Annotated in this window: 35 protein-coding genes; 5 read left to right on the top strand and 30 right to left on the bottom strand. The window is 64.1% G+C overall.

All coding sequences use genetic code 11. From position 1 onward, the window contains the following. Nucleotides 1-87: 87 nt before the first annotated feature. Together GGC65_RS14145 and GGC65_RS14140 are read left to right on the top strand one after the other, a co-directional pair. Complete coding sequence (locus tag GGC65_RS14145) at nt 88-621, top strand: ubiquinol-cytochrome C chaperone family protein (RefSeq protein ID WP_192647754.1); 534 nt, start codon at nt 88-90, stop codon at nt 619-621. Next, nucleotides 618-1,145 carry a YceD family protein gene (locus GGC65_RS14140; protein ID WP_192647753.1) on the top strand — a complete coding sequence of 176 codons (528 nt, stop codon included), beginning with the start codon at nt 618-620 and terminating at the stop codon, nt 1,143-1,145. Before GGC65_RS14145 ends, GGC65_RS14140 begins: the two co-directional genes overlap by 4 nt. On the opposite strand, the gene GGC65_RS14135 is transcribed toward GGC65_RS14140, so the two are convergent. The 28 genes from GGC65_RS14135 to rpsL all read right to left on the bottom strand — a co-directional run bounded on the left by GGC65_RS14135 (nt 1,142) and on the right by rpsL (nt 18,669). Beyond that, nucleotides 1,142-1,834, bottom strand: coding sequence for a hypothetical protein (locus tag GGC65_RS14135; RefSeq protein WP_192647752.1), 693 nt, complete (start codon nt 1,832-1,834; stop codon nt 1,142-1,144). The genes GGC65_RS14140 and GGC65_RS14135 overlap by 4 nt on opposite strands. Before the next feature lie 53 nt (nt 1,835-1,887). After that, nucleotides 1,888-2,541, bottom strand: a complete 654-nt coding sequence (locus GGC65_RS14130) for an adenylate kinase (RefSeq protein ID WP_192647751.1) — start codon at nt 2,539-2,541, stop codon at nt 1,888-1,890. A gap of 48 nt (nt 2,542-2,589) precedes the next feature. Beyond that, nucleotides 2,590-3,963 (bottom strand): preprotein translocase subunit SecY, encoded by a 1,374-nt coding sequence (secY, locus tag GGC65_RS14125; RefSeq protein ID WP_192647750.1) that lies wholly within the window; start codon nt 3,961-3,963, stop codon nt 2,590-2,592. Between the two features lie 206 nt (nt 3,964-4,169). Then, nucleotides 4,170-4,694 carry a 50S ribosomal protein L15 gene (gene rplO / locus GGC65_RS14120; protein ID WP_192647749.1) on the bottom strand — a complete coding sequence of 175 codons (525 nt, stop codon included), beginning with the start codon at nt 4,692-4,694 and terminating at the stop codon, nt 4,170-4,172. Between the two features lie 55 nt (nt 4,695-4,749). Continuing rightward, complete coding sequence (gene rpmD / locus GGC65_RS14115; RefSeq protein ID WP_192647748.1) at nt 4,750-4,935, bottom strand: 50S ribosomal protein L30; 186 nt, start codon at nt 4,933-4,935, stop codon at nt 4,750-4,752. A 4-nt stretch (nt 4,936-4,939) separates the two neighbouring features. Next, the gene (rpsE, locus tag GGC65_RS14110) at nt 4,940-5,632 is read right to left on the bottom strand and encodes a 30S ribosomal protein S5 (RefSeq protein ID WP_093509975.1); all 693 of its coding nucleotides are present in this window, start codon (nt 5,630-5,632) and stop codon (nt 4,940-4,942) included. Between the two features lie 2 nt (nt 5,633-5,634). Then, a complete protein-coding gene (rplR, locus tag GGC65_RS14105; protein WP_037515664.1) occupies nt 5,635-5,988 on the bottom strand; it encodes a 50S ribosomal protein L18 in 354 nt (117 codons plus the stop codon). Nucleotides 5,989-5,991: 3 nt separating this feature from the next. Further along, nucleotides 5,992-6,525: a 50S ribosomal protein L6 gene (gene rplF / locus GGC65_RS14100; protein WP_137892235.1), complete on the bottom strand. Its 534-nt coding sequence runs from the start codon at nt 6,523-6,525 to the stop codon at nt 5,992-5,994. Then, nucleotides 6,525-6,929 (bottom strand): 30S ribosomal protein S8, encoded by a 405-nt coding sequence (gene rpsH, locus GGC65_RS14095; protein WP_039578294.1) that lies wholly within the window; start codon nt 6,927-6,929, stop codon nt 6,525-6,527. Before rpsH ends, rplF begins: the two co-directional genes overlap by 1 nt. A 12-nt stretch (nt 6,930-6,941) precedes the next feature. After that, nucleotides 6,942-7,247 carry a 30S ribosomal protein S14 gene (rpsN, locus tag GGC65_RS14090; RefSeq protein WP_120217702.1) on the bottom strand — a complete coding sequence of 102 codons (306 nt, stop codon included), beginning with the start codon at nt 7,245-7,247 and terminating at the stop codon, nt 6,942-6,944. A 50-nt stretch (nt 7,248-7,297) separates the two neighbouring features. Beyond that, nucleotides 7,298-7,876, bottom strand: coding sequence for a 50S ribosomal protein L5 (gene rplE / locus GGC65_RS14085; protein ID WP_192647747.1), 579 nt, complete (start codon nt 7,874-7,876; stop codon nt 7,298-7,300). Next, a complete protein-coding gene (gene rplX / locus GGC65_RS14080) occupies nt 7,869-8,186 on the bottom strand; it encodes a 50S ribosomal protein L24 (protein ID WP_058805189.1) in 318 nt (105 codons plus the stop codon). The genes rplE and rplX overlap by 8 nt, the downstream gene beginning before the upstream one ends. A 2-nt stretch (nt 8,187-8,188) precedes the next feature. Next, nucleotides 8,189-8,557 carry a 50S ribosomal protein L14 gene (rplN, locus tag GGC65_RS14075; RefSeq protein ID WP_011543078.1) on the bottom strand — a complete coding sequence of 123 codons (369 nt, stop codon included), beginning with the start codon at nt 8,555-8,557 and terminating at the stop codon, nt 8,189-8,191. A gap of 60 nt (nt 8,558-8,617) precedes the next feature. After that, nucleotides 8,618-8,887, bottom strand: a complete 270-nt coding sequence (gene rpsQ, locus GGC65_RS14070) for a 30S ribosomal protein S17 (protein ID WP_039578283.1) — start codon at nt 8,885-8,887, stop codon at nt 8,618-8,620. 11 nt (nt 8,888-8,898) lie between these two features. Further along, nucleotides 8,899-9,102, bottom strand: a complete 204-nt coding sequence (gene rpmC / locus GGC65_RS14065) for a 50S ribosomal protein L29 (protein ID WP_037515654.1) — start codon at nt 9,100-9,102, stop codon at nt 8,899-8,901. A 4-nt stretch (nt 9,103-9,106) separates the two neighbouring features. Then, entirely contained in the window at nt 9,107-9,538 is a 432-nt protein-coding gene (gene rplP, locus GGC65_RS14060) for a 50S ribosomal protein L16 (protein WP_011543081.1), read from the bottom strand. A gap of 11 nt (nt 9,539-9,549) precedes the next feature. Next, nucleotides 9,550-10,257, bottom strand: a complete 708-nt coding sequence (gene rpsC, locus GGC65_RS14055; protein ID WP_192647746.1) for a 30S ribosomal protein S3 — start codon at nt 10,255-10,257, stop codon at nt 9,550-9,552. Nucleotide 10,258: 1 nt separating this feature from the next. Beyond that, nucleotides 10,259-10,639 (bottom strand): 50S ribosomal protein L22, encoded by a 381-nt coding sequence (gene rplV / locus GGC65_RS14050; protein ID WP_037515650.1) that lies wholly within the window; start codon nt 10,637-10,639, stop codon nt 10,259-10,261. Further along, nucleotides 10,639-10,914: a 30S ribosomal protein S19 gene (rpsS, locus tag GGC65_RS14045; RefSeq protein WP_037515648.1), complete on the bottom strand. Its 276-nt coding sequence runs from the start codon at nt 10,912-10,914 to the stop codon at nt 10,639-10,641. The genes rplV and rpsS overlap by 1 nt, the downstream gene beginning before the upstream one ends. A 3-nt stretch (nt 10,915-10,917) precedes the next feature. After that, nucleotides 10,918-11,754 carry a 50S ribosomal protein L2 gene (gene rplB / locus GGC65_RS14040; RefSeq protein ID WP_192647745.1) on the bottom strand — a complete coding sequence of 279 codons (837 nt, stop codon included), beginning with the start codon at nt 11,752-11,754 and terminating at the stop codon, nt 10,918-10,920. A 21-nt stretch (nt 11,755-11,775) separates the two neighbouring features. Further along, entirely contained in the window at nt 11,776-12,084 is a 309-nt protein-coding gene (locus GGC65_RS14035; RefSeq protein WP_192647744.1) for a 50S ribosomal protein L23, read from the bottom strand. Continuing rightward, a complete protein-coding gene (rplD, locus tag GGC65_RS14030) occupies nt 12,077-12,703 on the bottom strand; it encodes a 50S ribosomal protein L4 (protein ID WP_192647743.1) in 627 nt (208 codons plus the stop codon). The genes GGC65_RS14035 and rplD overlap by 8 nt, the downstream gene beginning before the upstream one ends. Nucleotides 12,704-12,705: 2 nt before the next feature. Then, complete coding sequence (gene rplC, locus GGC65_RS14025; RefSeq protein WP_192647742.1) at nt 12,706-13,482, bottom strand: 50S ribosomal protein L3; 777 nt, start codon at nt 13,480-13,482, stop codon at nt 12,706-12,708. 297 nt (nt 13,483-13,779) lie between these two features. After that, entirely contained in the window at nt 13,780-14,091 is a 312-nt protein-coding gene (gene rpsJ, locus GGC65_RS14020) for a 30S ribosomal protein S10 (protein WP_003042199.1), read from the bottom strand. Between the two features lie 148 nt (nt 14,092-14,239). Next, nucleotides 14,240-15,433 carry an elongation factor Tu gene (gene tuf, locus GGC65_RS14015; protein WP_039578268.1) on the bottom strand — a complete coding sequence of 398 codons (1,194 nt, stop codon included), beginning with the start codon at nt 15,431-15,433 and terminating at the stop codon, nt 14,240-14,242. Between the two features lie 118 nt (nt 15,434-15,551). Then, nucleotides 15,552-17,645, bottom strand: a complete 2,094-nt coding sequence (gene fusA, locus GGC65_RS14010) for an elongation factor G (protein WP_192647741.1) — start codon at nt 17,643-17,645, stop codon at nt 15,552-15,554. A 108-nt stretch (nt 17,646-17,753) separates the two neighbouring features. After that, a complete protein-coding gene (gene rpsG / locus GGC65_RS14005; RefSeq protein ID WP_192647740.1) occupies nt 17,754-18,224 on the bottom strand; it encodes a 30S ribosomal protein S7 in 471 nt (156 codons plus the stop codon). A gap of 73 nt (nt 18,225-18,297) precedes the next feature. Further along, complete coding sequence (rpsL, locus tag GGC65_RS14000; RefSeq protein ID WP_037515637.1) at nt 18,298-18,669, bottom strand: 30S ribosomal protein S12; 372 nt, start codon at nt 18,667-18,669, stop codon at nt 18,298-18,300. 306 nt (nt 18,670-18,975) lie between these two features. Between rpsL and GGC65_RS13995 the strand changes: the two genes are divergently transcribed. After that, nucleotides 18,976-19,470, top strand: coding sequence for a DNA-deoxyinosine glycosylase (locus GGC65_RS13995; RefSeq protein ID WP_192647739.1), 495 nt, complete (start codon nt 18,976-18,978; stop codon nt 19,468-19,470). On the opposite strand, the gene GGC65_RS13990 is transcribed toward GGC65_RS13995, so the two are convergent. Together GGC65_RS13990 and GGC65_RS13985 are read right to left on the bottom strand one after the other, a co-directional pair. Next, nucleotides 19,471-20,772: a metal-dependent hydrolase family protein gene (locus tag GGC65_RS13990; RefSeq protein ID WP_192647738.1), complete on the bottom strand. Its 1,302-nt coding sequence runs from the start codon at nt 20,770-20,772 to the stop codon at nt 19,471-19,473. Between the two features lie 40 nt (nt 20,773-20,812). Next, the gene (locus GGC65_RS13985) at nt 20,813-23,197 is read right to left on the bottom strand and encodes a S8 family peptidase (protein ID WP_192647737.1); all 2,385 of its coding nucleotides are present in this window, start codon (nt 23,195-23,197) and stop codon (nt 20,813-20,815) included. A 139-nt stretch (nt 23,198-23,336) separates the two neighbouring features. Here GGC65_RS13985 and GGC65_RS13980 point away from each other — a divergent pair, with 139 nt between their 5' ends. Then, nucleotides 23,337-24,014, top strand: coding sequence for a pyrimidine 5'-nucleotidase (locus GGC65_RS13980; RefSeq protein WP_192647736.1), 678 nt, complete (start codon nt 23,337-23,339; stop codon nt 24,012-24,014). Further along, complete coding sequence (gene dapD, locus GGC65_RS13975) at nt 24,011-24,853, top strand: 2,3,4,5-tetrahydropyridine-2,6-dicarboxylate N-succinyltransferase (RefSeq protein WP_192647735.1); 843 nt, start codon at nt 24,011-24,013, stop codon at nt 24,851-24,853. The genes GGC65_RS13980 and dapD overlap by 4 nt, the downstream gene beginning before the upstream one ends. Nucleotides 24,854-24,915 lie beyond the last annotated feature (62 nt).

Genomic DNA, 24,915 nt, shown 5'->3' with positions numbered 1-24,915 from the left:
TATGGGAGGCCGGGTGGGGGAGCGGGCCGGTGCCGTGCGTCTCAGCGACCCCTTTTCCGCCCAGCCGATTCGGCCTAAGCGAATCGCATGTTTTCTTCGCTCCGCAAATTCTTCGCATCCGAGCCCGACCCGCGTGAGGCGCGCCGCCCGCTGTGGAACGCCGTCGTCGCCGCCGCGCGCGCGCCGCACTGGTATGCCGAGGGCAATGTTCCCGACACGCTCGACGGTCGGTTCGACATGATCAGCCTGGTAATGGCGTTGGTCCTCCACCGCATCGATGACGAGCCGGCGCACGGGCTCGCGGGCGTCCAGCTCACCGAATTATTCGTGAACGACATGGACGGACAGATGCGCCAGATCGGTTTCGGCGACATGGTCGTCGGCAAGCAGGTCGGGCGAATGATGAGCGCGCTCGGCGGACGGCTTGGCGCCTATCGCGCCGCCGACGGATCGGATGAACTGCGCGCTGCGCTCGTCCGCAACCTGTGGCGCGGCCAGGAGCCCGCCGAAGCCGGGCTCGCGCATGTGATGACCGAGGTTGCGGCGCTGCGCTCGGCGCTGGCGGCGACGCCGGTATCCGACCTCGTCGTCGCCGACCGGCTGGACGGAGCAGGCCGATGAGCGCCCCCGAATTCTCGCTGATCGTGACGCTAGCCGATGCCGCACACGGCCGCACCCTTTCGGTCGAGGCCAATGCCGACGCGCGCGCGCAGATCGCCAAGCGACTGGCGCTGGTCTCGCTCGACCGCTTCGCCGTGACCGCCGAAGTGCGCGCGATCGCCGGCGGCATCGGCGCGAAGGGCGAGGTACAGGCCGATGTCGTCCAAGCCTGCGCCGCGACCGACCTGCCCGTCCCCGCGACGATTGCCGAGCCTTTCGACCTGCGCTTCCTGCGCGATGTCGATGCACCGGTCACCGAGGATGAAGAAATCGAGATTGGCAGCGACGATCTCGACCTGCTGCCGCTCGAGGGCGATCGCGTCGACCTTGGCGAAGCGGCGGTGCAGACGCTCTCGCTCGCGCTCGACCCCTTCCCGCGTCATCCCGATGCCGATCGTATTCTCGCCGAAAAAGGCGTGCTCAGCGAAGAGGCAGCAGGGCCGTTCGCCGCGCTCGCAAAGCTGCGCGGCAAGCCCGACGCTTAACGGCCTTCGGGGGCAGGCTTCGCCTCTTCCTCGACAAGATCGGCCACGGCGGCGTCGAGGCCGGGCTCGTCCTTCGCAGGCGGTGTATCGGCCTTCGGTTTGCCCGCGCCCTCACCCGCCGCCCTTTCGTCGCGCGTCGGCGGCAGCGCGCCGCCGAGCGCATTGGCGAGACCAAGCAATTGCTCGCCGATCACCTTGTCGACGGCAGGCGCGATGTCGGCGACCTTGAAGCGCATATAGCCGCCGACGACATAGTCGAAGCGCAGCGCGCTGCCCGTCGGCGTTTCCTTGATCTGGATCGTCAGCGTGCCCGTCAGCGCCTCGCCCTGCAGCGGTCCGAACGCACCCGACAGGCGAAGCATCTGGCCCGGTTTCGAAAAAAGGACGCGCGCATGCTGGACGCTGCCAACGCCGGAACCCGTGTCGGGCAGTTTCTCGCAGAAACAGCCGCCCGCCTGCGAATCGAGCCAGAAGTTCGCGGCGTCGCCCGACCAGCTATGATCTTTCGACCACCAGCTTTCGGGCATACGAAGCATCTTCCACGCATCGGCGGGCGTTGCGGCGACCTGCGCGGTGTGCGCGACGGTGAAACCGGCGTCGCTCTGATCGACGACCTTGGCGTTCGCGACCGGCACAAAAGCCAGCGCGCTGATCATCACCGCGCCTGCGAAATAACTGGAAATTGCCATCAGCCTGTCCCCCTTGGCGCCTCAATAACCGGCGCCAAGAGGACTGGCTAGCCTCAGCCCGCGAGGATGGTTTCGATCGCGTCGTTGACCTCGTCGATCGGCGCCATGCCGTCGACGTGCGTCACGATGCCGCGCGCTTCATAGATCGGCAGGATCGGCGCGGTCTTGGCGCGATATTCGGCCATGCGAGTGCGCACGGTTTCCTCATTATCGTCGGGACGGCGCTTGAACTCGTGATTGCCGCAGACGTCGCAGGTGTTTTCGACCTTGGGCAGCTTGTAGCGGTCATGATAACCCGCACCGCATTTGGCGCAGCTGAAGCGGCCGGTGATACGGTCGACAAGCGCGTCTTCCTCGACCTGCAGCTCGATCACATGGTCGAGCTTGCGACCACGAGCCGACAGGATGCCATCGAGCGCTTCGGCCTGTGCCGCGGTACGCGGATAGCCGTCGAAGATCACCGAAACGTCAGCACCGAGCTGGTCGAGCCGCTCGCCGATCAGGCCCGAGACGATTTCGTCGGAGACGAGTTCACCGGCGTCCATCACGGCTTTCGCCTGCACGCCGATCGGCGTTCCCGCCTTGACCGCCGCGCGGAGCATGTCGCCGGTCGAGAGCTGGACCATGCCATGCTCCTCTTCCAGGCGCACTGCCTGCGTACCCTTGCCCGCACCCGGCGGACCCAGCAAAATGATATTCAGCGTCATGGGGACCCCTGTTTGCCCTACCGTGTCGCAGTTGGCGTAGCGGGCGCTTTAGCGCCGCGCAACGCCCCCTTTCAATTTGGCCTTCTTGATGAGGTCGCCATATTGATGCGCGAGCATGTGGCTCTGGATCTGGCTGATCGTATCGATCGTCACGTTCACGATGATCAGCAGGCTGGTGCCGCCAAGCTGGAACGGCAGGCCCGACCCCGCGATGAAATATTCGGGGATCAGACATATCGCCGCCAGATAGGCCGCACCGAGCACGGTGATGCGCGTCAGCACAAAATCGAGATAGGCGGCGGTGTTCTTGCCCGGACGGATGCCGGGGATGAACCCGTTCTGACGCTTCAGATTATCGGCGGTTTCCTCGGGATTGAAGACGACCGCGACGTAGAAGAAGCAGAAGAAGATGATGCCCGCGGCATAGAGCACCATATAGAGCGGCTGGCCGTGCGCGAGATACTGGTTGAGCGTGATCAGGAAGTCGCCCGTCGCGGTGTCGCCCTGGACATTCTGGCCCATCATCTGCGTGACGGTCAGCGGCATCAGCAGCAGCGACGAGGCGAAGATCGGCGGGATCACGCCCGCGGTGTTGACCTTCAAGGGGAGGTGGCTGCGATCGGCCTGCATCACGCCGCGCTGCGTCGCGCGCTTCGGATATTGGACGAGGACGCGGCGCTGCGCGCGTTCCATGAAGCTGATGAAAGCGATGACGACGATCGCGCCGCCGACGACCGCGAGGATCGTGCCGCCGCCCATCGAGCCTTCGCGCACCTGCGTGAACATCTGTGCGAAGCTCCGCGGCAGCTGGGCGAGAATGCCCGCCATGATGATCAGCGACACGCCGTTGCCGATACCACGGCTGGTGATCTGTTCGCCGAGCCACATCAGGAAAAGCGTACCGCCGACGATCGAGATGACGGCGCCGATGCGGAACATCATGCCGGGGTCGACAACCGCCGCAATGCCCTGCGCCGCGCCGAGCGATTCGAGCCCGACGGCGATGAAATAGCCCTGGATCGCGGTCAGCGCGACCGTGCCATAGCGGGTGTATTGGTTAAGCTTCTTGCGCCCGCTTTCGCCCTCTTTCTTGAGTGCGGCGAGGCTCGGCGACAGCGCGGCCGCCAGCTGCACGACAATCGACGCCGTGATATAGGGCATGACGCCGAGCGCGATGATGCTCATGCGCTCTAGGCTGCCGCCCGAGAAAGTATTGAAGATGTCGAGGACGCCGCCCGAAGCGGCCTGGCTGTAGAGCGACGCCAGCGCAACGGGGTCGACCCCCGGCAGCGGCACGAACGACAGGAAACGGAAGACGATCAGCGCGCCGATCGTGAACCAGATGCGGTTCTTGAGTTCGGTCGCCTGGCCGAACTTCGAAAAGTTCAGGTTGGAAGCAAGCTGGTCGGCGCGAGAGGCCATGGGTGTTTTCCTCGGATATTCCGGACCGCGCCCCCCGCGACCCGGCGCCTATGTGCGTTCGACGGTCACGAAGCGCAAGGGGAAAGGCCTATTTTGCAACGCAGCTCGTCGATACCGGCTGCATCATCCGTCCGCATCGAACGGGAAAGTATAGATCGTCAAACGACAAAAGGGCGGCCCGTATCCGGAACCGCCCTTTCGCGTGATTATTCCGCCTTGGCCTTGGCGCGACGCTGGGCCTTCTTACCCTCAAGTGCCGCTTCCTTGACTTCGGGAAGTTCGACCTTGCCGCCGGCCTTTTCGACCGCTTCGATCGCGCCCTTCGACGCGCCGGCAACGGCAAAGGTCACCTTCGAGGTGAGTTCACCCTTGGCGAGGAGGCGGACGCCGTCCTTGCCACCACGAGCGAGGCCAACGGCCTTGAGCGCGGCGTGATCGATGGTCGCCTTCGTGTCGAGCTTCTTCGCGTCGATCAGCTTCTGGACCATGCCCAGGTTCACGATCGCGAAATCCTTCGCGAAGATGTTGTTGAAGCCGCGCTTCGGGATACGCATGTGGAGCGGCATCTGGCCGCCTTCGAAGCCATTGATCGCGACGCCGCTACGGGCCTTCTGGCCCTTCTGGCCGCGGCCGGCGGTCTTGCCCTTGCCCGAACCGATGCCGCGTCCAACGCGCATACGGCCCTTGCGGGCGCCATTGTTGTCACGAAGTTCGTTAAGCTTGATAGTCATTGCACTCGCTTTCGCTTTTGTCGCGCTGATAGGTTGAGGTCGGGTCGCGAGGGGCTCAGCCCTCGACGACTTCGACCATGTGCGGCAGCTTGCGGATCATGCCGCGCACTTCCGGCGTGTCGACCAGTTCGACCTCGCGGTGCATCTTGCCCAGGCCGAGGCCTGCCAGGATGGCGCGCTGGCCCTTGGGACGACGGATCGGCGAACCGATCTGGCGGATCTTGATCTTCTTGTCAGCCATCGTCTTACTCCGTCACCGCCGCGGCTTCCGCCTCGGCTGCGCGGTCGGATGCACCGCCACGCTTGATCAGGTCCGAAACCTTCTTGCCGCGGCGCTGCGCGACCGACTTCGGGCTGGTCTGTTCGCCGAGCGCCTCGAAGGTCGCACGGATCATGTTATAGGGGTTCGAGGTGCCGACCGACTTGGTCACCACATCGGCAACGCCCAGCGATTCGAACACGGCGCGCATCGGGCCACCGGCGATGATGCCGGTACCGGCGGGTGCCGAACGCAGCGTCACATTGCCCGCACCGAACACACCGCGACCGTCATGGTGCAGCGTGCGGCCGTCGCGCAGCGGAACGCGGATCATCGCCTTCTTCGCGGCAGCAGTCGCCTTCGAAATGGCTTCGGGCACTTCGCGCGCCTTGCCATGACCGAAACCGGCGCGGCCCTTGCCATCGCCGACAACGACGAGCGCAGCGAAACCGAAGCGCTTGCCGCCCTTCACGGTCTTCGAGACGCGGTTGATGTGAACGAGCTTTTCGATCAGCTCTTCGCCGCCCTCTTCGTCGCGCGGGCGACGGTCGTCGCGGCGGCCACGGCCACCTTCACGACCGCCACGGCCGCCGTCGCGGCCGCCACGGCCACGGCGGGGAGCGCCGGTGTTTTCGGTCGCTTCGACAGCGCCTTCGACGTTCTGTACTTCGTCAGCCATAATCAGAACTCCAATCCGCCTTCGCGAGCCGCGTCGGCCAGCGCCTTGATGCGCCCGTGGAACAGGAAGCCGCCGCGGTCGAAGACGACCTGCGTCACGCCGGCCTTCTTCGCGGCAGCGGCGAGGCGCTTGCCAACGTCAGCCGCAGCTGCCGTGGTTGCGCCGGTCTTGCCGCGGACATCCTTGTCCAGCGTCGAGGCCGAAGCGAGCGTCTGCCCGGCAGCGTCATCGATGAGCTGTGCGTAGATGTGGCGGCCCGAACGATGCACCGACAGGCGAGCGCGGCCACCCGCGCGCTGACGGAGGGCGGTACGGACGCGCTGGCGGCGTTTTTGGAAAGGGGTAAGATGTGCCATGGCTTACTTCTTCTTGCCTTCTTTGCGGAAGATGTACTCGCCGCGATATTTGATGCCCTTGCCCTTATAGGGTTCGGGCTTACGCCAACGGCGGATTTCCGCCGCGACCTGGCCGACCTTCTGCTTGTCGATGCCGCTGATCTCGATCGTCGTGTTGTCCGGCGTCTTGATCTCGATGCCTTCGGGCACCGCGAAATCGACATCGTGGCTGTAGCCGAGCTGCAGCTTCAGAGTCTTGCCCTGCGAGTTGGCGCGATAGCCGACACCGGTGATCTCGAGGACCTTGGTGAAGCCTTCGGTCACACCCGTGATCAGGTTCTGCACCAGCGTGCGCTGCATGCCCCAGAAAGCGCGAGCTTCGCGGGTGGCGTTCGCGGGCTGGACCGAGATGCTGCCTTCGGCGACTTCATAGTTGATGAGGTCGGAAAGCGGCATCGCGAGCGTGCCCTTCGGGCCCTTGACCGACAGCTGGCCGCCGTCGATCGCGGCGGTGACGCCGCCCGGGATTGCCACTGCCTTTTTACCAATGCGCGACATCAGAACACCTCCGCCAGCACTTCGCCGCCGACATTATGTTCGCGTGCTTCAGCGTCCGAGAGAACGCCGCGCGGGGTCGACACGATGGTGATACCCAGGCCGTTGCGCACGATCGGAAGTTCTTTCGAACCCGAATAGACGCGGCGGCCGGGCTTCGAAACGCGCGCCACATGGCGGATCGCCGGCTGCCCTTCGAAATATTTCAGTTCGATGCGGATGCCCTTGTGCTGGCCCTTGGCACCCAGCGCTTCTTCGCTGTAGCCGCGGATGTAGCCTTCGCGCTGGAGAACATCGAGAACACGGACGCGCAGGGTCGAAGCCGGCGTCAGGACGCTGTCCTTCTTCGCCGTCTGGCCGTTGCGGATGCGGGTGAGCATATCACCCAGAGGATCGGTCATTGCCATCTTGCGTCTTCCTTACCAGCTCGACTTCACAACGCCGGGGATCAGGCCCTTGTTGGCCAGATCGCGGAGCTGGATGCGGCAAAGCCGGAACTTGCGATAATATGCGCGCGGACGACCGGTCATCTCGCAGCGGTTGCGGATGCGGGTCGGGTTACCGTTGCGCGGGATTTCCGCCATCTTGAGGCGCGCGATCAGACGCTCGCCATCGTCGAGCGAGGTGTCCGCTGCAATCGCCTTCAGCTTCGCATAGCGGCCGGCGTACTTCTTCACCAGCTGCTTGCGACGCTCATTCTTGTTCGTCGAACTCAGTTTCGCCATGACTTAAGTTCTCTTTCCTTCTTGAAAGAGCCTGCCTGGTCCCAAAGGGATCAGGCGGCTTCCTTTTCCTGCGCTTCGATCGGGAAGGGGAAGCCGAACAGCTTGAGCAGTTCGCGGGCTTCTTCGTCCGTACGGGCGGTGGTGGTGACGATCACGTCCATGCCGCGCACCTGGTCGATGCGGTCATAGTTGATCTCGGGGAAGATGATCTGCTCTTTCAGGCCCATGGCATAGTTGCCACGGCCGTCGAAGCTCGTCGCCGACACGCCGCGAAAGTCGCGGATGCGCGGCATCGCGATCGTGATCAGGCGATCGAGGAATTCATACATGCGTTCGCGGCGCAGGGTCACCTTGCAGCCGATCGGCATGCCTTCGCGCAGCTTGAACTGTGCGATCGACTTCTTCGCCTTGGTCACGACGGGCTTCTGGCCGGCGATGAGTTCCATCTCGGCAGCGGCCGATTCGACCTTCTTCTTGTCCTGCGTGGCTTCGCCGACGCCCATGTTGAGCGTGATCTTTTCGATCTTCGGCACTTCCATCGCATTCTTGTAACCGAACTTGTCGGTCATCGCCTTGACGATCTTGTCGTCATAGAGCTTGCGCATGCGCGGGGTGTAGTTGTCAGCCATTGATCGTCTCCCCGGACTTCACGGCCACGCGGACCTTCTTGCCGTCCTTGGTTTCAAAACGAACGCGCGTCGGCTTGCCGGTCTTGGGATCGGCGAGCGCAACCTTGCTTGCGAACAGCGGCGCTTCCTTGCGCTCCAGACCGCCCTGCGGGTTGGTCTGGCTCGGCTTGCGGTGGCGCGTGATGATGTTGACGCCAGCGACGACGACCTTGCCATCTTTCGGCAGGCTCTGCGTCACTTCACCGGTCTTGCCCTTGTCCTTGCCGGACAGGATGACAACCGTGTCGCCCTTCTTGATCTTGTTCGCCATGGTTAGAGGACCTCCGGCGCCAGGCTGATGATCTTCATATAGCCGCGGCCGCGCAGTTCGCGGACGACGGGGCCGAAGATACGGGTGCCGATGGGCTCTTCGTTCTTGTTGACGAGCACGGCGGCGTTGCTGTCGAAACGGATAACCGAGCCATCGGCGCGGCGCACGTCCTTGGCGGTGCGAACGATAACGGCGCGATGCACGTCACCCTTCTTCACCTTGCCGCGCGGCTGTGCTTCCTTGATCGACACGACGATCACGTCGCCCACGCCGGCGGTACGACGCTTCGACCCGCCGAGCACCTTGATGCACTGGACGCGCTTGGCACCGCTGTTGTCAGCGACTTCCAATTGTGACTGCATCTGGATCATCGATGCATTTCCTTCTTGTTTGGCCTACCGGGATGCCCCGGCGGTTCCGTGAAACTCAGCTTAGGCGTCAGCAGCCGTTTTGGGCTTGCTGTGGGTGTCGACCTTGTCGAGCACCTTCCACGTCTTCAGCTTCGAAATCGGCTTCGTTTCCTCGATGCGGACGGTTTCGCCAGCCTTGATGGCGTTGTCCTCATCGTGGGCGTGATACTTTTTCGAGCGGCGGATGATCTTGCCGTACAGAGGGTGCTTCACCTTCCGTTCGACCTTCACCACGACGGTCTTGTCGCCCTTGTCGGACACCACCGTACCGGTCAGAATGCGCTTCGGCATCGATAGTCTCCTTACTTCGCGGCCGAGCGCGTGCGCTCGGTCTGCTGCGTCTTGATGCGGGCGATCGAGCGCCGCACTTCCTTGACGCGCGATGCTTTTTCAAGCTGGCCGGTGGCCGCCTGGAAACGGAGGTTGAAGGCCTCGCGCTTCAGTTCGCCAAGCTGTTCGGCGAGCTGGTCGTCGGTCTTGGCCTTGAAATCTTCGGTCTTGGCCATGTCCTTAGCCCTCCAGGTGCGAGGTGTCGCCGAGACGGGCGATCACCTTCGTCTTGATCGGCAGCTTCATCGCGGCGCGTTCGAACGCCAGCGCGGCCACGGGGCCGGGAACGCCGTCGAGTTCGAACAGGATGCGGCCTGGCTTCACACGCGCGGCCCAATATTCCGGCGAACCCTTGCCCTTACCCATACGGACTTCGGCAGGCTTCGACGACACGGGGACGTCGGGGAAGATGCGGATCCACAAACGGCCCTGACGCTTGATCGCGCGGCTGATCGCACGGCGAGCCGCTTCGATCTGGCGCGCGGTGATGCGCTCGGGTTCCATCGCCTTCAGCCCGTAGGAGCCGAAGTTCAGGCTGGTTCCGCCCTTGGCATTGCCATGGATGCGGCCCTTGAAAGCCTTGCGGAACTTGGTTTTTTTCGGTTGCAGCATGTCAGCAGTCCTTAGCGGCGATCTTCACGAGCCGGACGGACGCCGGTCGTCTGTGCGTCGAGCATCAGACGGTCGGTCGCCATCGGGTCGTGGCCGAGAATCTCGCCCTTGAAGATCCACACCTTGATCCCGCACACGCCATAGGCGGTGTGCGCGGTCGATTCGGCGTAGTCGACGTTGGCGCGCAGCGTGTGAAGCGGCACCCGGCCTTCGCGGTACCATTCGGTGCGCGCGATTTCCGCGCCGCCCAGACGGCCGGCGCAGTTGATGCGGATGCCTTCGGCGCCCAGACGCATCGCCGACTGAACCGCGCGCTTCATGGCGCGACGGAACGCGACGCGGCGTTCGAGCTGATCGGCAATGCCCTGGCCGACGAGCTTGGCGTCGACTTCGGGCTTGCGGATTTCGACGATGTTCAGCGACACGTCGGCACCGGTGAGTTCACCGAGCTTCTTGCGCAGCTTTTCGATGTCCGCGCCCTTCTTGCCGATGATGACGCCCGGACGGGCGGCATAGATCGAAACGCGGCACAGCTTGGCCGGACGTTCGATCACGACCTTCGAGATCGCGGCCTGCGGCAGGTTCTTGAACACATACTGGCGGATCTTCAGATCCTCGACCAGCATGCGGCCATAGTCCTGGCCTTCGGCGAACCAGCGGCTGTCCCAGGTGCGGTTGACCTGCAGGCGCAGGCCGATCGGATTGCTCTTCTGGCCCATCTTACGCCTCTTCTTCCTGTTCGCGCACGACAATGCGGATGCGGCTGAACGGCTTGACGATCCGGGTCGACTTGCCGCGGCCGCGTGCGTGCCAGCGCTTCATCGAGATCGACTTGCCAACGCTCGCTTCCTTGATGACGAGCGCATCAACGTCGAGGTTGTGGTTGTTTTCCGCGTTGGCGACGGCGCTGGCGAGAACCTTGCGCACGTCGACAGCCATCGCCTTCTTCGAGAAGGTGAGGATGTTCATCGCGTCTTCAACCTTGCGGCCGCGGATCAGCGCGGCAACGAGATTCAGCTTCTGCGCCGAACCGCGGATCTGCGTGCCGACCGAGAGTGCCTCGTTATCCGCAACGCGGCGGGGGGACTTTTCCTTGCCCATTAGCGTTTGCCCTTCTTGTCGGCAGCGTGACCGGGGAAGAAGCGCGTCGGCGCAAATTCACCCAGCTTCATGCCGACCATGTCTTCGTTCACCGACACCGGCACGAACTTGCGGCCGTTGTAGACGTTGAAGGTCAGCCCCACGAACTGCGGCAGGATGGTGGACCGACGCGACCAGGTCTTGATCGGGGCATTGCTGCCGCCGTCCTGGGCCGTTTCGGCTTTCTTGAGCAGATGGAGGTCCACGAAAGGACCCTTCCAGACCGAGCGAGCCATGGCTTACCTCTTCTTCTTCGCGTGACGCGACCGGATGATCATCTTGTCGGTCGACTTGTTGTGGCGCGTACGCGCACCCTTCGTCGGCTTGCCCCACGGGGTAACCGGGTGACGGCCGCCCGAGGTACGGCCTTCGCCGCCGCCATGCGGGTGATCGACCGGGTTCTTCGCGACACCGCGGGTCAGCGGGCGCTTGCCCAGCCAGCGACCACGACCGGCCTTGCCGAGGTTGGTGTTCTGGTTGTCGGGGTTCGACACCGCACCGACCGTGCCCATGCACTCGCCGCGAATGTAACGCTGCTCGCCCGAACCGAGACGCACGATGACGAGACCGCGGTCACGACCGACGACCTGTGCATAAGTGCCAGCCGAACGGGCGATCTGGCCACCCTTGCCCGGCTTCATCTCGATGTTGTGGACGATCGTGCCGACGGGCATCTGCGACAATTCCATCGCATTGCCCGGCTTCACGTCGGTCTTCTTGCCGGCAACGACGGTGTCGCCGACGGCCAGACGCTGCGGCGCCAGGATGTAGGTCTGCTCACCGTCTTCGTACTTGACGAGTGCGATGAACGCCGTGCGGTTGGGGTCATATTCCAGACGCTCGACGGTAGCCGGCATGTCCCACTTGCGACGCTTGAAGTCGATGAAGCGGTACTTCTGCTTGTGGCCACCAGCGATACCGCGCGAGGTCACATGACCCTTGTTGTTGCGGCCACCGGTCTTGCGCTTGCCTTCGGTCAAAGCCTTGACGGGCTTGCCCTTCCACAGCGACGACTTGTCGACGAGGATCAGGCCGCGCTGCGCGGGGCTGGTCGGATTATAGGATTTAAGTGCCATTTTCTCTGCCTCTTCCTACAATCAGACGCCGGTGGTGACGTCGATCGTCTGGCCTGCGGCCAGGCGAACGATCGCCTTCTTCACGTCGCTGCGGGTGTAGGGCTTGCCCTTCCAGCGCTTGGTCTTGCCCTTGGTGACGAGCGTGTTGACGCTGAGCACCTTGACATCGAACAGCGCCTCGACGGCGGCCTTGATCGCGGGCTTGGTTGCGTCGTTCGCAACCTTGAACACCACTGCGTCATTTTCGCTGAGCAGCGTCGACTTTTCGGTGATCACCGGAGCGAGGATCACGTCATAGTGACGCGCGTCGACTGTTTTTGCCTTAGCCATTGAAGCGTGCCTCCAGCTTTTCGAGGCCGGCGCGGGTCAGAACCAGCGTATCGGCGCGCAAAATGTCATAGACGTTGGCACCCATCGCCGGCATCGAGTCGATACCGATGAGGTTGGCCGACGCCATGGCGAAGCTTTCGTGCACTGCATCACCATCGATGAAGAGTGCGCGATTGCCGAGTTCGAGCTTGCCGAGCTGGCCGGCGAGTGCCTTGGTCTTGGCGTCCTTGAGCTCGAGCGTGTCGAGAACGAGGAGCTTGCCGCCCTTCGCCTTGTCGCTCAGCGCCATTTTCAGGCCGAGCGTGCGAATCTTCTTGTTCAGCGAGTGGCCGAAGGTGCGGGCACGCGGGCCATGCGCCTTGCCGCCGCCGATGAAGATCGGAGCTGCGCGATCGCCGTGACGAGCGGTACCGCCGCCCTTCTGGCGACCGAACTTCTTGCCCGTGCGCGACACATCGCTGCGTTCGCGGGCGGCGCGAGCCGGACCGCGGCGCTTTTCAAGCTGCCAGCTGACGACGCGATGGAGAATGTCGGCACGCGGATCGACGCCGAACACATCGTCGTTAAGATCGATGTCTGCGCCGGCCTTGCCGTCGATGGTGTGAACCTTGACCTTCATGATCAGGACTCCTGTGCGCCGTCGGTGGTGGCAGTGTCGACCACGGTTTCTTCAACCGGGGTTTCCACAGGCGCATCAGCCGGGGCTTCTTGATTGGCGTTCGCTGCGCTCTTGATGCCCGCCGGATAGGGAGCTTCGGGATGGCGCGGCAGCTTGACCGCATCGCGGACCATCAGCCAGCCGCCCTTCGAGCCAGGGACCGAGCCCTTGACGAAGATGAGGCCGCGCTCGACGTCGGTGCGAACGATTTCGAGATTCTGCTGGGTGCGGTTGCGCGCGCCCATGTGGCCGGCCATCTTCTTGTTCTTGAAGACGCGGCCCGGATCCTGGCGGTTACCGGTCGAACCATGCGCACGGTGGCTGATCGAAACACCATGGGTCGCGCGCATACCGCCGAAACCCCAGCGCTTCATCGCACCGGCAAAGCCCTTACCCTGGGTCACGCCCTGGATGTCGACAATCTGGCCAGCGACGAAATGGTCGGCCGACAGTTCGGCGCCGACATCGAGCGTCGCGTCGTCAGCGACGCGGAATTCGACGACCTTTGCCTTGGGCTCGACTTCGGCCTTGCCGAAAGCGCCACGCTGCGGCTTCGCAACATTCTTCGCCTTCGCCGAGCCGGCACCGAGTTGAACGGCCACATAGCCGTCGCGTTCTTGTTCGCGCACGGAGATAACCTGGCAGCCTTCGAGGCTCAGGACGGTGACGGGCACGTGGCGGCCGTCGTCCTGAAACAGGCGGGTCATCCCCATTTTTTTCGCGATCACGCCAGTACGCATGATCATACTCCTCAACAGAGGCCGGGCGGACCATTCCGCACGGCGTGTGGGACCCCATCAAGGCGAACCTCGACGAGAACCCTCCCAGCCCAAAATTTCGATGCATCGCCCCGTCCGGGCTGAGGTGCCACCTTCCCGAAGGAGGGCGGCGAGACGGGGGACGCAGCCCGGTCTGGATGTTTCCGAAGAAACGACCGGCGGTATCCACCCTATCGTCGGTCCGGATCGCGCCGGACAATGCAGTCACCGAAGTGTCCTGCCGATAGAGACCCCGGCTTTAGCCGGGGCTTCGCTGGCTTAGGCCAGCTTGATCTCAACGTTCACGCCCGCGGCGAGGTCGAGCTTCATCAGCGCGTCGACCGTCTGCGGGGTGGGCTGCACGATGTCGAGCAGCCGCTTGTGGGTGCGCACCTCGAACTGCTCGCGCGACTTTTTGTCGACATGCGGGCCGCGGTTCACGGTGAATTTTTCAATACGCGTCGGAAGCGGGATCGGGCCGCGAATAAGCGCTCCGGTACGACGTGCCGTGTCGGCAATGTCGGTGGTGGCCTGATCGAGCACGCGGTGATCAAAGGCCTTCAGGCGAATGCGAATATTCTGCGTTTCCATGACTGTTCCAGTCGAATCCCGTCTAACGATGCGAAAGAGCCGAAATGGCCTGCTCCGATTTCCGCATGGAAACCGGACCGGCCATCAAAATTCTTTAAGCTACGAGCCGCGCGAATCAGTTCCGAATCGCGCGGCTCGCGGCCCTATATTACTTTGTGACGGTTGCCACAACCCCTGCGCCGACCGTGCGGCCACCTTCGCGAATTGCGAAGCGGAGACCCGGGTCCATGGCGATCGGAGCGATCAGCTTGACCGACAGCTGGACGTTGTCGCCCGGCATGACCATCTCGGTGCCCTCGGGGAGGATGACCTCACCGGTGACGTCGGTGGTGCGGAAGTAGAACTGCGGACGGTAGTTCGCAAAGAACGGCGTGTGACGGCCGCCTTCGTCCTTCGACAGGACGTACACTTCCGAGGTGAACTCGGTGTGCGGCGTGATCGAGCCGGGCTTCGCCAGAACCTGGCCACGCTCGACTTCTTCACGGCCGACGCCGCGGATCAGCGCACCGACGTTGTCGCCAGCCTGGCCCTGGTCGAGCAGCTTGCGGAACATTTCGACGCCGGTCACGACGGTCTTCTTGGTGTCCTTGATACCGACGATTTCGACTTCTTCACCAACCTTGACGACGCCGGTTTCGATACGGCCGGTGACGACGGTACCGCGACCCGAGATCGAGAACACGTCTTCGATCGGCATCAGGAAGGGCTTGTCGAGCGGACGTTCCGGCTGCGGGATCCACGCGTCGACGGCAGCCATCAGCTTCAGGATCGCGTCCTTGCCGATGGCGTCGTCGCGACCTTCGAGAGCGGCGAGAGCCGAACCCGGGATGATCGGAATATTGTCGCCGTCGAAGTCGCGCTTCGACAGTTCTTCGCGGATTTCGAGCTCAACGAGTTCGAGCAGTTCGGGATCGTCCAGCTGGTCGACCTTGTTGAGGAAGACGACCATGGTGGGAACGCCAACCTGCTTCGCGAGCAGGATGTGCTCCTTGGTCTGCGGCATCGGGCCGTCAGCGGCCGACACAACGAGGATCGCGCCGTCCATCTGGGCAGCACCGGTGATCATGTTCTTCACATAGTCGGCGTGGCCCGGGCAGTCGACGTGCGCATAGTGGCGGCCGTCGGTTTCATATTCGACGTGTGCGGTCGAAATGGTGATGCCGCGCTCGCGCTCTTCGGGAGCCTTGTCGATGTTCGCGAAGTCGACGGCGGCGTTGCCGGCGACGTTTTCGGCGAGCACCTTGGTGATCGCTGCGGTCAGCGAGGTCTTGCCATGGTCGACGTGACCGATGGTGCCGATGTTGCAGTGCGGCTTCGTCCGCTCAAATTTAGCCTTGGCCATGATGGTAAAACCTTCTTGTTCAATGTTTGCGTTGATCAGTCCTGGACGAGCCTGCTGAATCAGGCGCCGCCCTTAGAGGGTCTTGCCGCGCGGTGCAAGCCCGCGCGGCTTTGACCCATCAGGCCATTCTGGCCTTCACTTCTTCGGCGACGTTGGTCGGCACTTCTTCATAATGCGAGAATTGCATCGAGTAGCTTGCGCGACCCTGGCTGAAGCTGCGCAGCTGGTTCACATAACCGAACATGTTCGCCAGCGGAACGATCGCCTCGACGACCTGGGCGATGCCCCGGCTGTCGGTGCCCTGGATCTGCCCGCGACGGCTGTTAAGGTCGCCGATCACGTCGCCCATGAATTCCTCAGGGGTAACGACTTCGACCTTCATCACCGGTTCGAGCAGCTTGATGCCGGCCTTTGCCGCCACTTCGCGCATCGCCGCACGGCCCGCGATTTCGAACGCCAGCGCCGACGAGTCGACGTCGTGGTACGCGCCGTCCGTGAGCCGGATTTCGAAGTCGATGATCGGGAAGCCGATCATGTGACCGTTTTCGGCCGACTCGCGCATGCCCTTTTCGACCGACGGGATATATTCGCGCGGAATGTTACCGCCCTTGATCTCGTCGATGAAGGTGATGCCCGCGCCGCGTTCGCCCGGAGAAACGGTGACCTTGACGCGGCCGAACTGGCCCGAGCCGCCCGACTGCTTCTTGTGGGTATAGTCGACGTCGACGGCCTTCGCGAGCGATTCGCGGTACGCCACCTGCGGCGCGCCGACGTTCGCTTCGACCTTGAACTCGCGCTTCATGCGATCGACGAGGATGTCGAGGTGAAGCTCGCCCATGCCCTTGATGATCGTCTGACCCGATTCATGGTCGGTCGACACGCGGAACGAGGGATCCTCGGCGGCCAGGCGGTTGAGCGCGATGCCCATACGTTCCTGGTCGGCCTTGGTCTTCGGTTCCACCGACAGCTCGATGACCGGCTCGGGGAATTCCATCCGCTCGAGGATGATCGGCGCGTTGGTCGCGCAAAGCGTGTCCCCGGTGGTGGTTTCCTTGAGGCCGGCAAGCGCAACGATGTCGCCCGCATAGGCTTCTTCGATGTCTTCGCGGCTGTTCGCATGCATCAGCAGCATACGACCGACCTTTTCCTTCTTGTCCTTCACCGAGTTCAGGTAGGTGCCCTTGTTCAGCGTACCCGAATAGATGCGAGCGAAGGTGAGCGAACCGACGAACGGGTCGTTCATGATCTTGAAGGCGAGCAGCGACAGCGGCGCCGAGTCCGACGTCTCGCGCGAGTCGGGCTGATCGTTCGCCGGGTTGATGCCCTGAACGTCAGGGATGTCGAGCGGCGAAGGCAGATAGTCGACAACCGCGTCGAGCAAGGTCTGGACGCCCTTGTTCTTGAACGCCGAACCGCAGAGGACCGGAACGAACGCCTGCGCCAGCGTACCCTTGCGGATCAGCTTCTTGAGCGTCGCGACGTCGGGGACGGTGCCTTCGAGATATGCTTCCATCGCATCGTCGTCCTGTTCGACGGCGAGTTCGACGAGCTTTTCGCGATATTCGGCCGCCTTGTCGGCGAGGTCGGCAGGGATTTCTTCATAGAAGAATTCGGCGCCGAGGCTTTCGTCCTTCCAGATGATCGCACGCTCGTTGACGAGGTCGACGAGGCCCTTGAAGCCGCCTTCCGAACCGATCGGCAGGTACAGAACCGCCGGGGTCGCGCCGAGGCGATCGATGATCGTCTGGACGCAATAATAGAAATCGGCGCCGGTGCGGTCGAGCTTGTTGATGAAGCACATGCGCGGCACGCGGTACTTGTCCGCCTGGCGCCACACGGTTTCCGACTGCGGCTCAACGCCGGCAACGCCGTCGAACGCGGTGATCGCGCCGTCGAGCACGCGCAGCGAACGCTCGACTTCGATCGTGAAGTCGACGTGTCCGGGGGTGTCGATGATGTTCAGGCGATGCTCGGGACCCTGGCCTTCTTCGGCCTTCCAGAGACAGGTCGTCGCAGCCGACGTGATCGTGATGCCGCGTTCCTGTTCCTGCTCCATCCAGTCCATCGTTGCGGCGCCGTCATGGACTTCGCCGATCTTGTAGGACTTGCCGGTGTAGTAAAGGATACGCTCGGTCGTCGTGGTCTTGCCGGCGTCGATGTGCGCCATGATCCCAAAGTTGCGATAGTGTTCGAGCGGATGGCTGCGTGCCATGGTCTTTTCCTTGGATTTGGGGGGAGGCCTTTGGAGCCACCCCCGATATAGGAACGATTGTTACGATTGCGAGACGCGCCGCCCGATGGGCACGCGTCCCGCGAGCGCTTACCAGCGGTAGTGGCTGAAGGCGCGGTTGGCTTCCGCCATGCGATGCGTGTCTTCACGCTTCTTCACGGCATTGCCACGGTTGTTCGACGCGTCGAGCAGTTCGCCCGACAGGCGTGCGGCCATCGTGGTTTCGCTGCGGTTGCGCGCAGCGGTGATCAGCCAGCGGATCGCGAGCGCCTGCGCACGTTCCGGACGGACTTCGACCGGAACCTGATAGGTCGCACCGCCGACGCGGCGGCTGCGGACTTCGATGTTCGGGCGGATGTTCGCCAGCGCTTCGTGGAACACGCCGAGCGGTTCCTTCTTGGCACGGGCTTCGACCGATTCGAGCGCACCATAAACGATGCTTTCGGCGACCGACTTCTTCCCGTCCAGCATGACGCTGTTCATGAATTTCGACAGCACCGTATCACCGAAACGGGGATCGGGCAGGATTTCGCGGCGTTCAGGACGACGACGACGAGCCATAGGTAATTCCTTTTACAACAGCATCCCGGCGCCAAGGCAGCCTGGGATGATCAAATAGCCGAAAAAGCGGTCCTTACTTCGGACGCTTCGCGCCGTACTTCGAACGGCTCTGCTTGCGGTCCTTCACGCCCTGCGTATCGAGCACGCCGCGCAGGACGTGGTAACGCACACCGGGAAGGTCGCGGACACGACCGCCGCGGATCAGCACAACGCTGTGTTCCTGGAGGTTGTGGCCTTCACCGGGGATGTAGGTGATGACTTCGCGCTGGTTGGTCAGGCGGACCTTCGCAACCTTGCGGAGCGCCGAGTTCGGCTTTTTCGGGGTCGTCGTATAGACACGGGTGCAAACGCCGCGCTTTTGCGGGTTTGCGTCCATCGCCGGGACCTTGGACTTCACCTTCTGGGGAGTCCGGCCCTTGCGGACCAGCTGGTTGATCGTGGGCATGAATGCTTCACCTTTAAATGTCCGCCCATCAAAGCGAACGGTTACTGTACCGCGGTGGATGAAGCTCCGGCCGATAACCCGCCAAAAATGGCGAAAAACGGCCGACCTGATAACAGCAAAAGACCCCGGCGGATCATGATGATCTTCCGGAGGCTCCATCCGCGCCAGCAATGTTCAAGCGCTGTTGCAACTGAAAGAGGCAGCAAACTGCCCTTTTCGGTCGAGCGGGCCCCTAGACCCGATTCCCTTCGCGGTCAAGGGGCGGGCAATATTGTTGCGCCGGTCGGCGCGGGGTATCGGTCGCCCATGACCGCTATTCGCCACGCCAGCTTCGCGCCGCATGTCGCCCCCGATACGCGGTTGTTGATTCTGGGAAGTCTGCCCGGCGTCCGCTCGCTCGCCGAACAGCAATATTATGCGCACCCCACGAACCAGTTCTGGCGCCTGCTCGGCGAAGTCGTCGACAAGCCGCTGGCGACTATGGACTACGACGACAGGCTGGCCGCGCTGCGCGAAGCAAAGGTCGGACTGTGGGACGTGATCCGCAGCGCCGAACGGCATACGAGCAGCGACAGCCAAATCCGCGAAGCCGAAGCGCACGACCTTGCGGCGCTGGTTGCCGACCTGCCCAACCTCCGCATGATCGCCTTCAACGGCGGGAAAGCTGCAGCGATCGGGCGAAAGCAATTGTCGCCTCTCGATGGAGTCGCGGTCGTCGACCTGCCGTCGAGCAGCGCCGCGCACACGATCGGCTTCGCGTCGAAACTCGACCGGTGGCGGACGCTGCGCGACGCGCTCTGATCAGTCGACGACTGTCCCGCGCGCCATCACGAAGTCGACCTTCTTCAGCACGCGCACATCGGCGACGGGATCGCTCGCCACCGCTATGATGTCGGCGCTCTTGCCCGGCGCGATCGTGCCGATCTCGTTCGACAGGCCGAGCAGGTCGGCGGCGTTGACGGTCGCGGCCTTCAGCGCCTCGACCGGCTTCATCCCATGCTGGACCATGAGCTCGAACTCATCGCCGTTACGCCCATGCTTCGACACGCCGGCGTCGGTGCCGAAGCCGATGCGCACACCTCTGGGTACGAGCTGTTCGAGACTCTTGCCCGTGATCGAAATGCGCCACTGGATCTTGGCGAGCACGTCAGGCTCATAGGCGTTGGCGTTCGCGGCGATGCGTTCCTTGTAGCCGTTCACCGTCGACAGTGTCGGGACATAATAGGTCTTCGATTTCGCCCAGGCGGCGATCGTCGCTTCGTCGAGGATCGTGCCATGTTCGATCGAGTCGGCACCCGCGTCGATCGCGAGGCGGATGCCGTCGGCGCCGTGCGCATGGACTGCGACCTTCTTGCCGAACAGGTGCGCGGTATCGACGATCGCCTTCGCCTCGTCGTCGAACATCTGTTTGCCAAGACCGGCGCCGATGCGGCTGTTGACCCCGCCGGTCGAGGCGAATTTGATGACGTCGGCCCCGCGCCCGATCTGCAGCCGCACCGCGCGGCGGCAGTCGTCGGCGCCGTTGCACGTATTGCCCGCGCCCGCGAAGAAGGGACGCAGCTCGTCGCGATAGCCGAGCGAACCATCCATATGCCCCGCGCTCCCCGAGATGCTGTTGCCGGCGTCGACGATGCGCGGCCCCTGCACCTTGCCCGCAAGGATCGCGTCGCGCAGCGCCAAGGTCGCGCCGTCGCCGTCGCCGAGATTGCGGACGGTGGTGAAGCCGGCGCGTAGCGTCTTCATCCCGTTCGCCTCGGCATTGAACGCCTGCGCCGCAGGGCTCAGCGCCACCTCTTCGAGCTGGCCGGCGATACCGCCCGCGTCGCTGGTGAGGTGGACGTGGCTGTCGATCAGGCCGGGGAGGACATATTTGTCCTTGAGGTCGATCAAGGTCGCGCCGGGGTCGGCGGGCTGATAGCCGTCGGCGATGCTGACAATCTTGCCGCCCTCGACAATGATCGTCGAGGCGCCGCGCGCGGGCTTGCCGGGTTCGGCGAGCAATTGGCCGGCATGGATCACCGTGCGCGTCGGCGCTTGTGCCGCGAGCGGCGAGGCGAGCGCCGCGCCGATCAGCGCGAGCGGAAGAATATGAATCGGCTTCATTCTGGCATCCCCTGTTTTTGAATTGAGGGGTTAAAGCCGATCAGAAGCCTATCGTAAAGCGGAGCGCCGCACCCTGATCGTCGGGCATCGCTGCAATGTGGCCAGGATCCTTCCGCCACCATGCATTGGCAATGAATTCGCCGCCGAACAGGGCCATCGCATAGCTTGCCTCGACGACAAGTTCGCGGCCTGTGGGTGCGAGATTATAGGTGCGGCGGCCGAAGTCGGCGCGACCGGTTGCATAGTCGTGCGTGACGGGAAGCATCAGATCGATGCCGCCGCGCGCGACGCGCAAGGGCTGTGCGAAACGGAGCGCCGCGCGGTCGCCGGCGCGAACCAAGTTGCCCTTGGCGATGTCGAAGGAGAAGGCGGTCGACCAGAGCGCGCCGCCTGCGACCAATCCGCGTTGGTCGGCGCGCGTCCACATCTGGCGCCAGTTGGCCGCAATTTGCCAATTGTCGCGCATATCGAGCACGACGCCGGCGTCGCCGACGAGGCTGGTCGCGCCGCCGGCGCCGAACATCGGGCCGAGGCGGGCGCCGAGGAGGCTGTCCGATTCGCGCAGCCAGCTGGCGCCGAGCGCGGTGCGGACGGCGCCGAAGCGGCCGTCCCAAGCGGCACCGATGCGCTGGTAGCGGCTGTCGTGGCGCGAACGGTAGCGGAGCAGCGGGTCGTCCTGCCAGCGCGCGCCCGAGACAGAGCCATTTTCCAGTATCAGATTAACATATTGATTATTAATGATATTGTGGCGAATTATCGTGCCAATTCCGGGGCTGGCGGCGAAACCGAGCCCCTCGTGCGCGGCGTCGCCGATCAGCATCGCGTGGCCGCTGTCGCCGCGCTCGCCCGCGAGCAGGCCGCCGGTACCGCGCCCGGCGGCGAAACCGACAAGGGTGCGCGCGTCGAGGCGCGTCATGACCGAGGCGGCGAGGGTGCGCGCGCGCTGCGCGTCGTGGAAGGACAGGCCCGCGAGCGCATCGGTGCCGCCTGTACCCGGCGCGGTGACGAGCGACAGCGCGAGCGAGCGACTGGCGGCGCTCTGCTGGCGAACGAGCCCGCCGATCGCGCCCGACAATTTGAAGTCAGGCCGCCGCGACGCGAGCGACCCGCCGAAATCGACGTTGAAGGCGCGGCCGAAACTATCGGTGACAAGGCCCCGCGTTCCAGCCCCGCCGGCATCGCCCATCGGGCCGCCGAGGATACCCAGCGGCGCGTTCAGCGCGACCGCGGTCGACGTGCCGGCGAGCGATGTCGCGCCCATCGGCTGGAAGGCGCGCGCAATGTCGAGGATGCCTTGCCCGTAGACGGCATCGTCGCCCGCCGCGCCGGCGTCGCGCGCCGACTGATAGAGAAGCGAGACGATCTGCTGGCTCGACAGGTTCGGGAAGGCCTGCGCGATCAGTGCGACGGCGCCCGCGACCTGCGGGGCCGCGAAGCTGGTCCCGTTCAAAACGAAGACGAAATTGCCCTGCGTCTGGATCGTGCCATTTTCATAGGCGCAGCACACACCCTCGCCGAGCGCGGTCAGATAGGAACCGGCATAGCCGCCCGCGCGGTTGCTGAACCCCGAGATCGCGCCGCTGTCGTTCACTGACCCCGCGATGACGACGAGACCGCCGCCGGCGTCGCGAAGTCCCTGCGCAAAGCGGTCGGGATTGTTCGGATCATTACCGTTCGCGGTCGTGTCGCCCTCGTTCCCCGCCGACACGATGACGATGATCCCCGCCGCGGTCGCGCGCGAGACCGCGGCGCGCAAAGTCGCGCCGGGCGGATCTTCGCCGCCGAGCGAGATGTTGACGACGCGCGCACCCGCGCTGACCGCGCGGTCGAGCCCCGCCGCGATCGCGGTTTCGGGAAAGCGGCAGCCGCTTTCGTCGTTCGACGGGTCTTCGGTCGCGCAACTGCCCGGCCGGTCGGCGCGCAGCACGAGCAGGTTCGCGTTGAACGCGATGCCGAAGGTGCCCACGTCATTCTTGCCGCCGAGCAGCAGCTGCGCGACGTTGGTGCCGTGCGTGCCTTCGCCGTTGATGCCGCGCGATCCCGCAAGGTCGGTCGATTGCGACGAGATGCGGCCGGCGAATTCGGGGCTGTCCTGATCGATCCCGTCATCGATGACACCCGCGAGGATATTCTGTCCCGTCGCGCCCGCCTGATAGGCCGTGATCGCACCGTGGAAATTGACCCCGTCGGACATGCGCGTTTCGGCGGTGTTGAAATTGCCCGTTGGCGGCGGGGTAGGGGTAGGGGTCGGCGTGGGAGTCGGGGTCGGGGTTGGCGCGGACGGCGGTGCGGGAGTCGGCGAGGGGCGGGGGGTACCGCCACCGCCGCCGCATGCGGCGAGCGAGAGCGCAGCAAGCGAGAGCAGAAGCGGCAAAGGCCGCGCGGCCACCCGCCGGATGCTGCTGCGTCGGTTCGCGTCGGCCATCGCCGTACCCCTTTTGCCCTGATGCCCGACTATTAGCGTGGCGGAGAGAAGACGGGTAGCATCATGCGGTTAATTGATCCTCGCCGAACATCTGTCGCCCACCTTGCCCCCACGCACCGCAGCCTTTATGCGGCCCGGCATGCCCGCCCCGCTCCACCATATCGACAGCTGGATCTTCGATCTCGACAACACGCTTTACGCGCCGTCGGCGAAGCTGTTCGACCTGATCGATGAACGCATGGGCGCCTTCATCATGCGGTTGCTGGACGTCGACGCGGTCGAGGCGCGGCGGGTGCAAAAGCAATATTTCCATGATCATGGCACGACGATGGCGGGGCTGATGCGCCACCATGGCGTCGAGCCCGAGGATTTTCTGGTCGATGTGCATGACATCGCGCTCGACCGGCTGAGCGTCGATGCGCGGCTGCGCGCCGGGCTCGAGCGGCTGCCCGGACGCAGGCTGATTTTTACCAACGCTGATGCCGATTATGCGGCGCGCGTGCTGGAGGCGCGCGGGATCGCCGATCTGTTCGACGGCATCTGCGACATACGGATCACGCGCTATACGCCGAAGCCCGACGCAGCCGCCTATGACATGATGATTGCGCACCTTGGCGTCGACCCGGCGAAGAGCGTCTTCGTCGAGGATATGGCGCGCAACCTGACCCCCGCCAAAGCGCTGGGGATGACGACTGTCTGGCTGGACAATGGCAGCGAAAGCGGCCATCGCGACCACCTGCCGGAGCATGTCGATTTCCACGCGACCGACATCGCCGACTGGCTCGATTCATTGCCTTTACCTAGGGGAATTTCATGACCACCGACCTGCAGAGCACGATCGAAGCCGCATGGGACGCGCGCGAGACGCTGGGGCTGACGACGACAGGCGCGGTGCGCGATGCGGTCGAGACCGCGATCGCCGGGCTCGACGACGGCAGCTATCGCGTCGCCGAGCGGGACGCCGGCGGGACGTGGCAGGTCAACCAGTGGCTGAAGAAAGCCGTGCTGCTGTCGTTCCGTCTCAACGACATGGAACTCATCGAGGGCGGCCCCGGCGGCGCGCGCTGGTGGGACAAGGTGCCGTCGAAATTCGCCGGATGGGGCGAAAACCGGTTTCGCGATGCGGGCTTCCGCGCCGTCCCCGGATCGATCGTCCGCCGCGGCGCCTTCATCAGCAAGGGCGCGGTGTTGCTGCCGAGCTTCGTCAATATCGGCGCCTATGTCGGCGAGGGTTCGATGGTCGACGCTTGGGCGACGGTCGGCAGCTGCGCGCAGATCGGCGCGAACGTCCATCTGTCGGGCGGCGCGGGGATCGGCGGCGTGCTCGAACCGTTGCAGGCCGGCCCGGTCGTGATCGAGGACGGCGCCTTCATCGGCGCGCGCGCCGAGGTTGCCGAGGGCGTGATCGTGCGCGAGGGCGCGGTGCTGTCGATGGGCGTCTATCTCGGCGCGTCGACCAAGATTGTCGACCGCGCGACGGGCGAGGTCTTCGTCGGCGAAGTGCCAGCTTACTCGGTCGTCGTGCCTGGGGCGCTGCCGGGCAAGCCGCTGCCCGATGGGACGCCGGGACCGTCGCTCTATTGCGCCGTGATCGTCAAGCGCGTCGACGCACAGACGCGCGCGAAGACCGGAATCAACGAGTTGCTCCGCGACTGATCGCAAAGCCGCAGGGGCGGAACGGAGGCGTCGGAACCGACGCTCGTCGACGGCTGCTGTCC

The organism is Sphingopyxis sp. OAS728, assembly GCF_014873485.1.
Classification (GTDB): domain Bacteria; phylum Pseudomonadota; class Alphaproteobacteria; order Sphingomonadales; family Sphingomonadaceae; genus Sphingopyxis.
The sequence above is the reverse complement of the archived record's forward strand: the minus strand, read 5'-3'. Positions and strand labels throughout refer to the sequence as shown.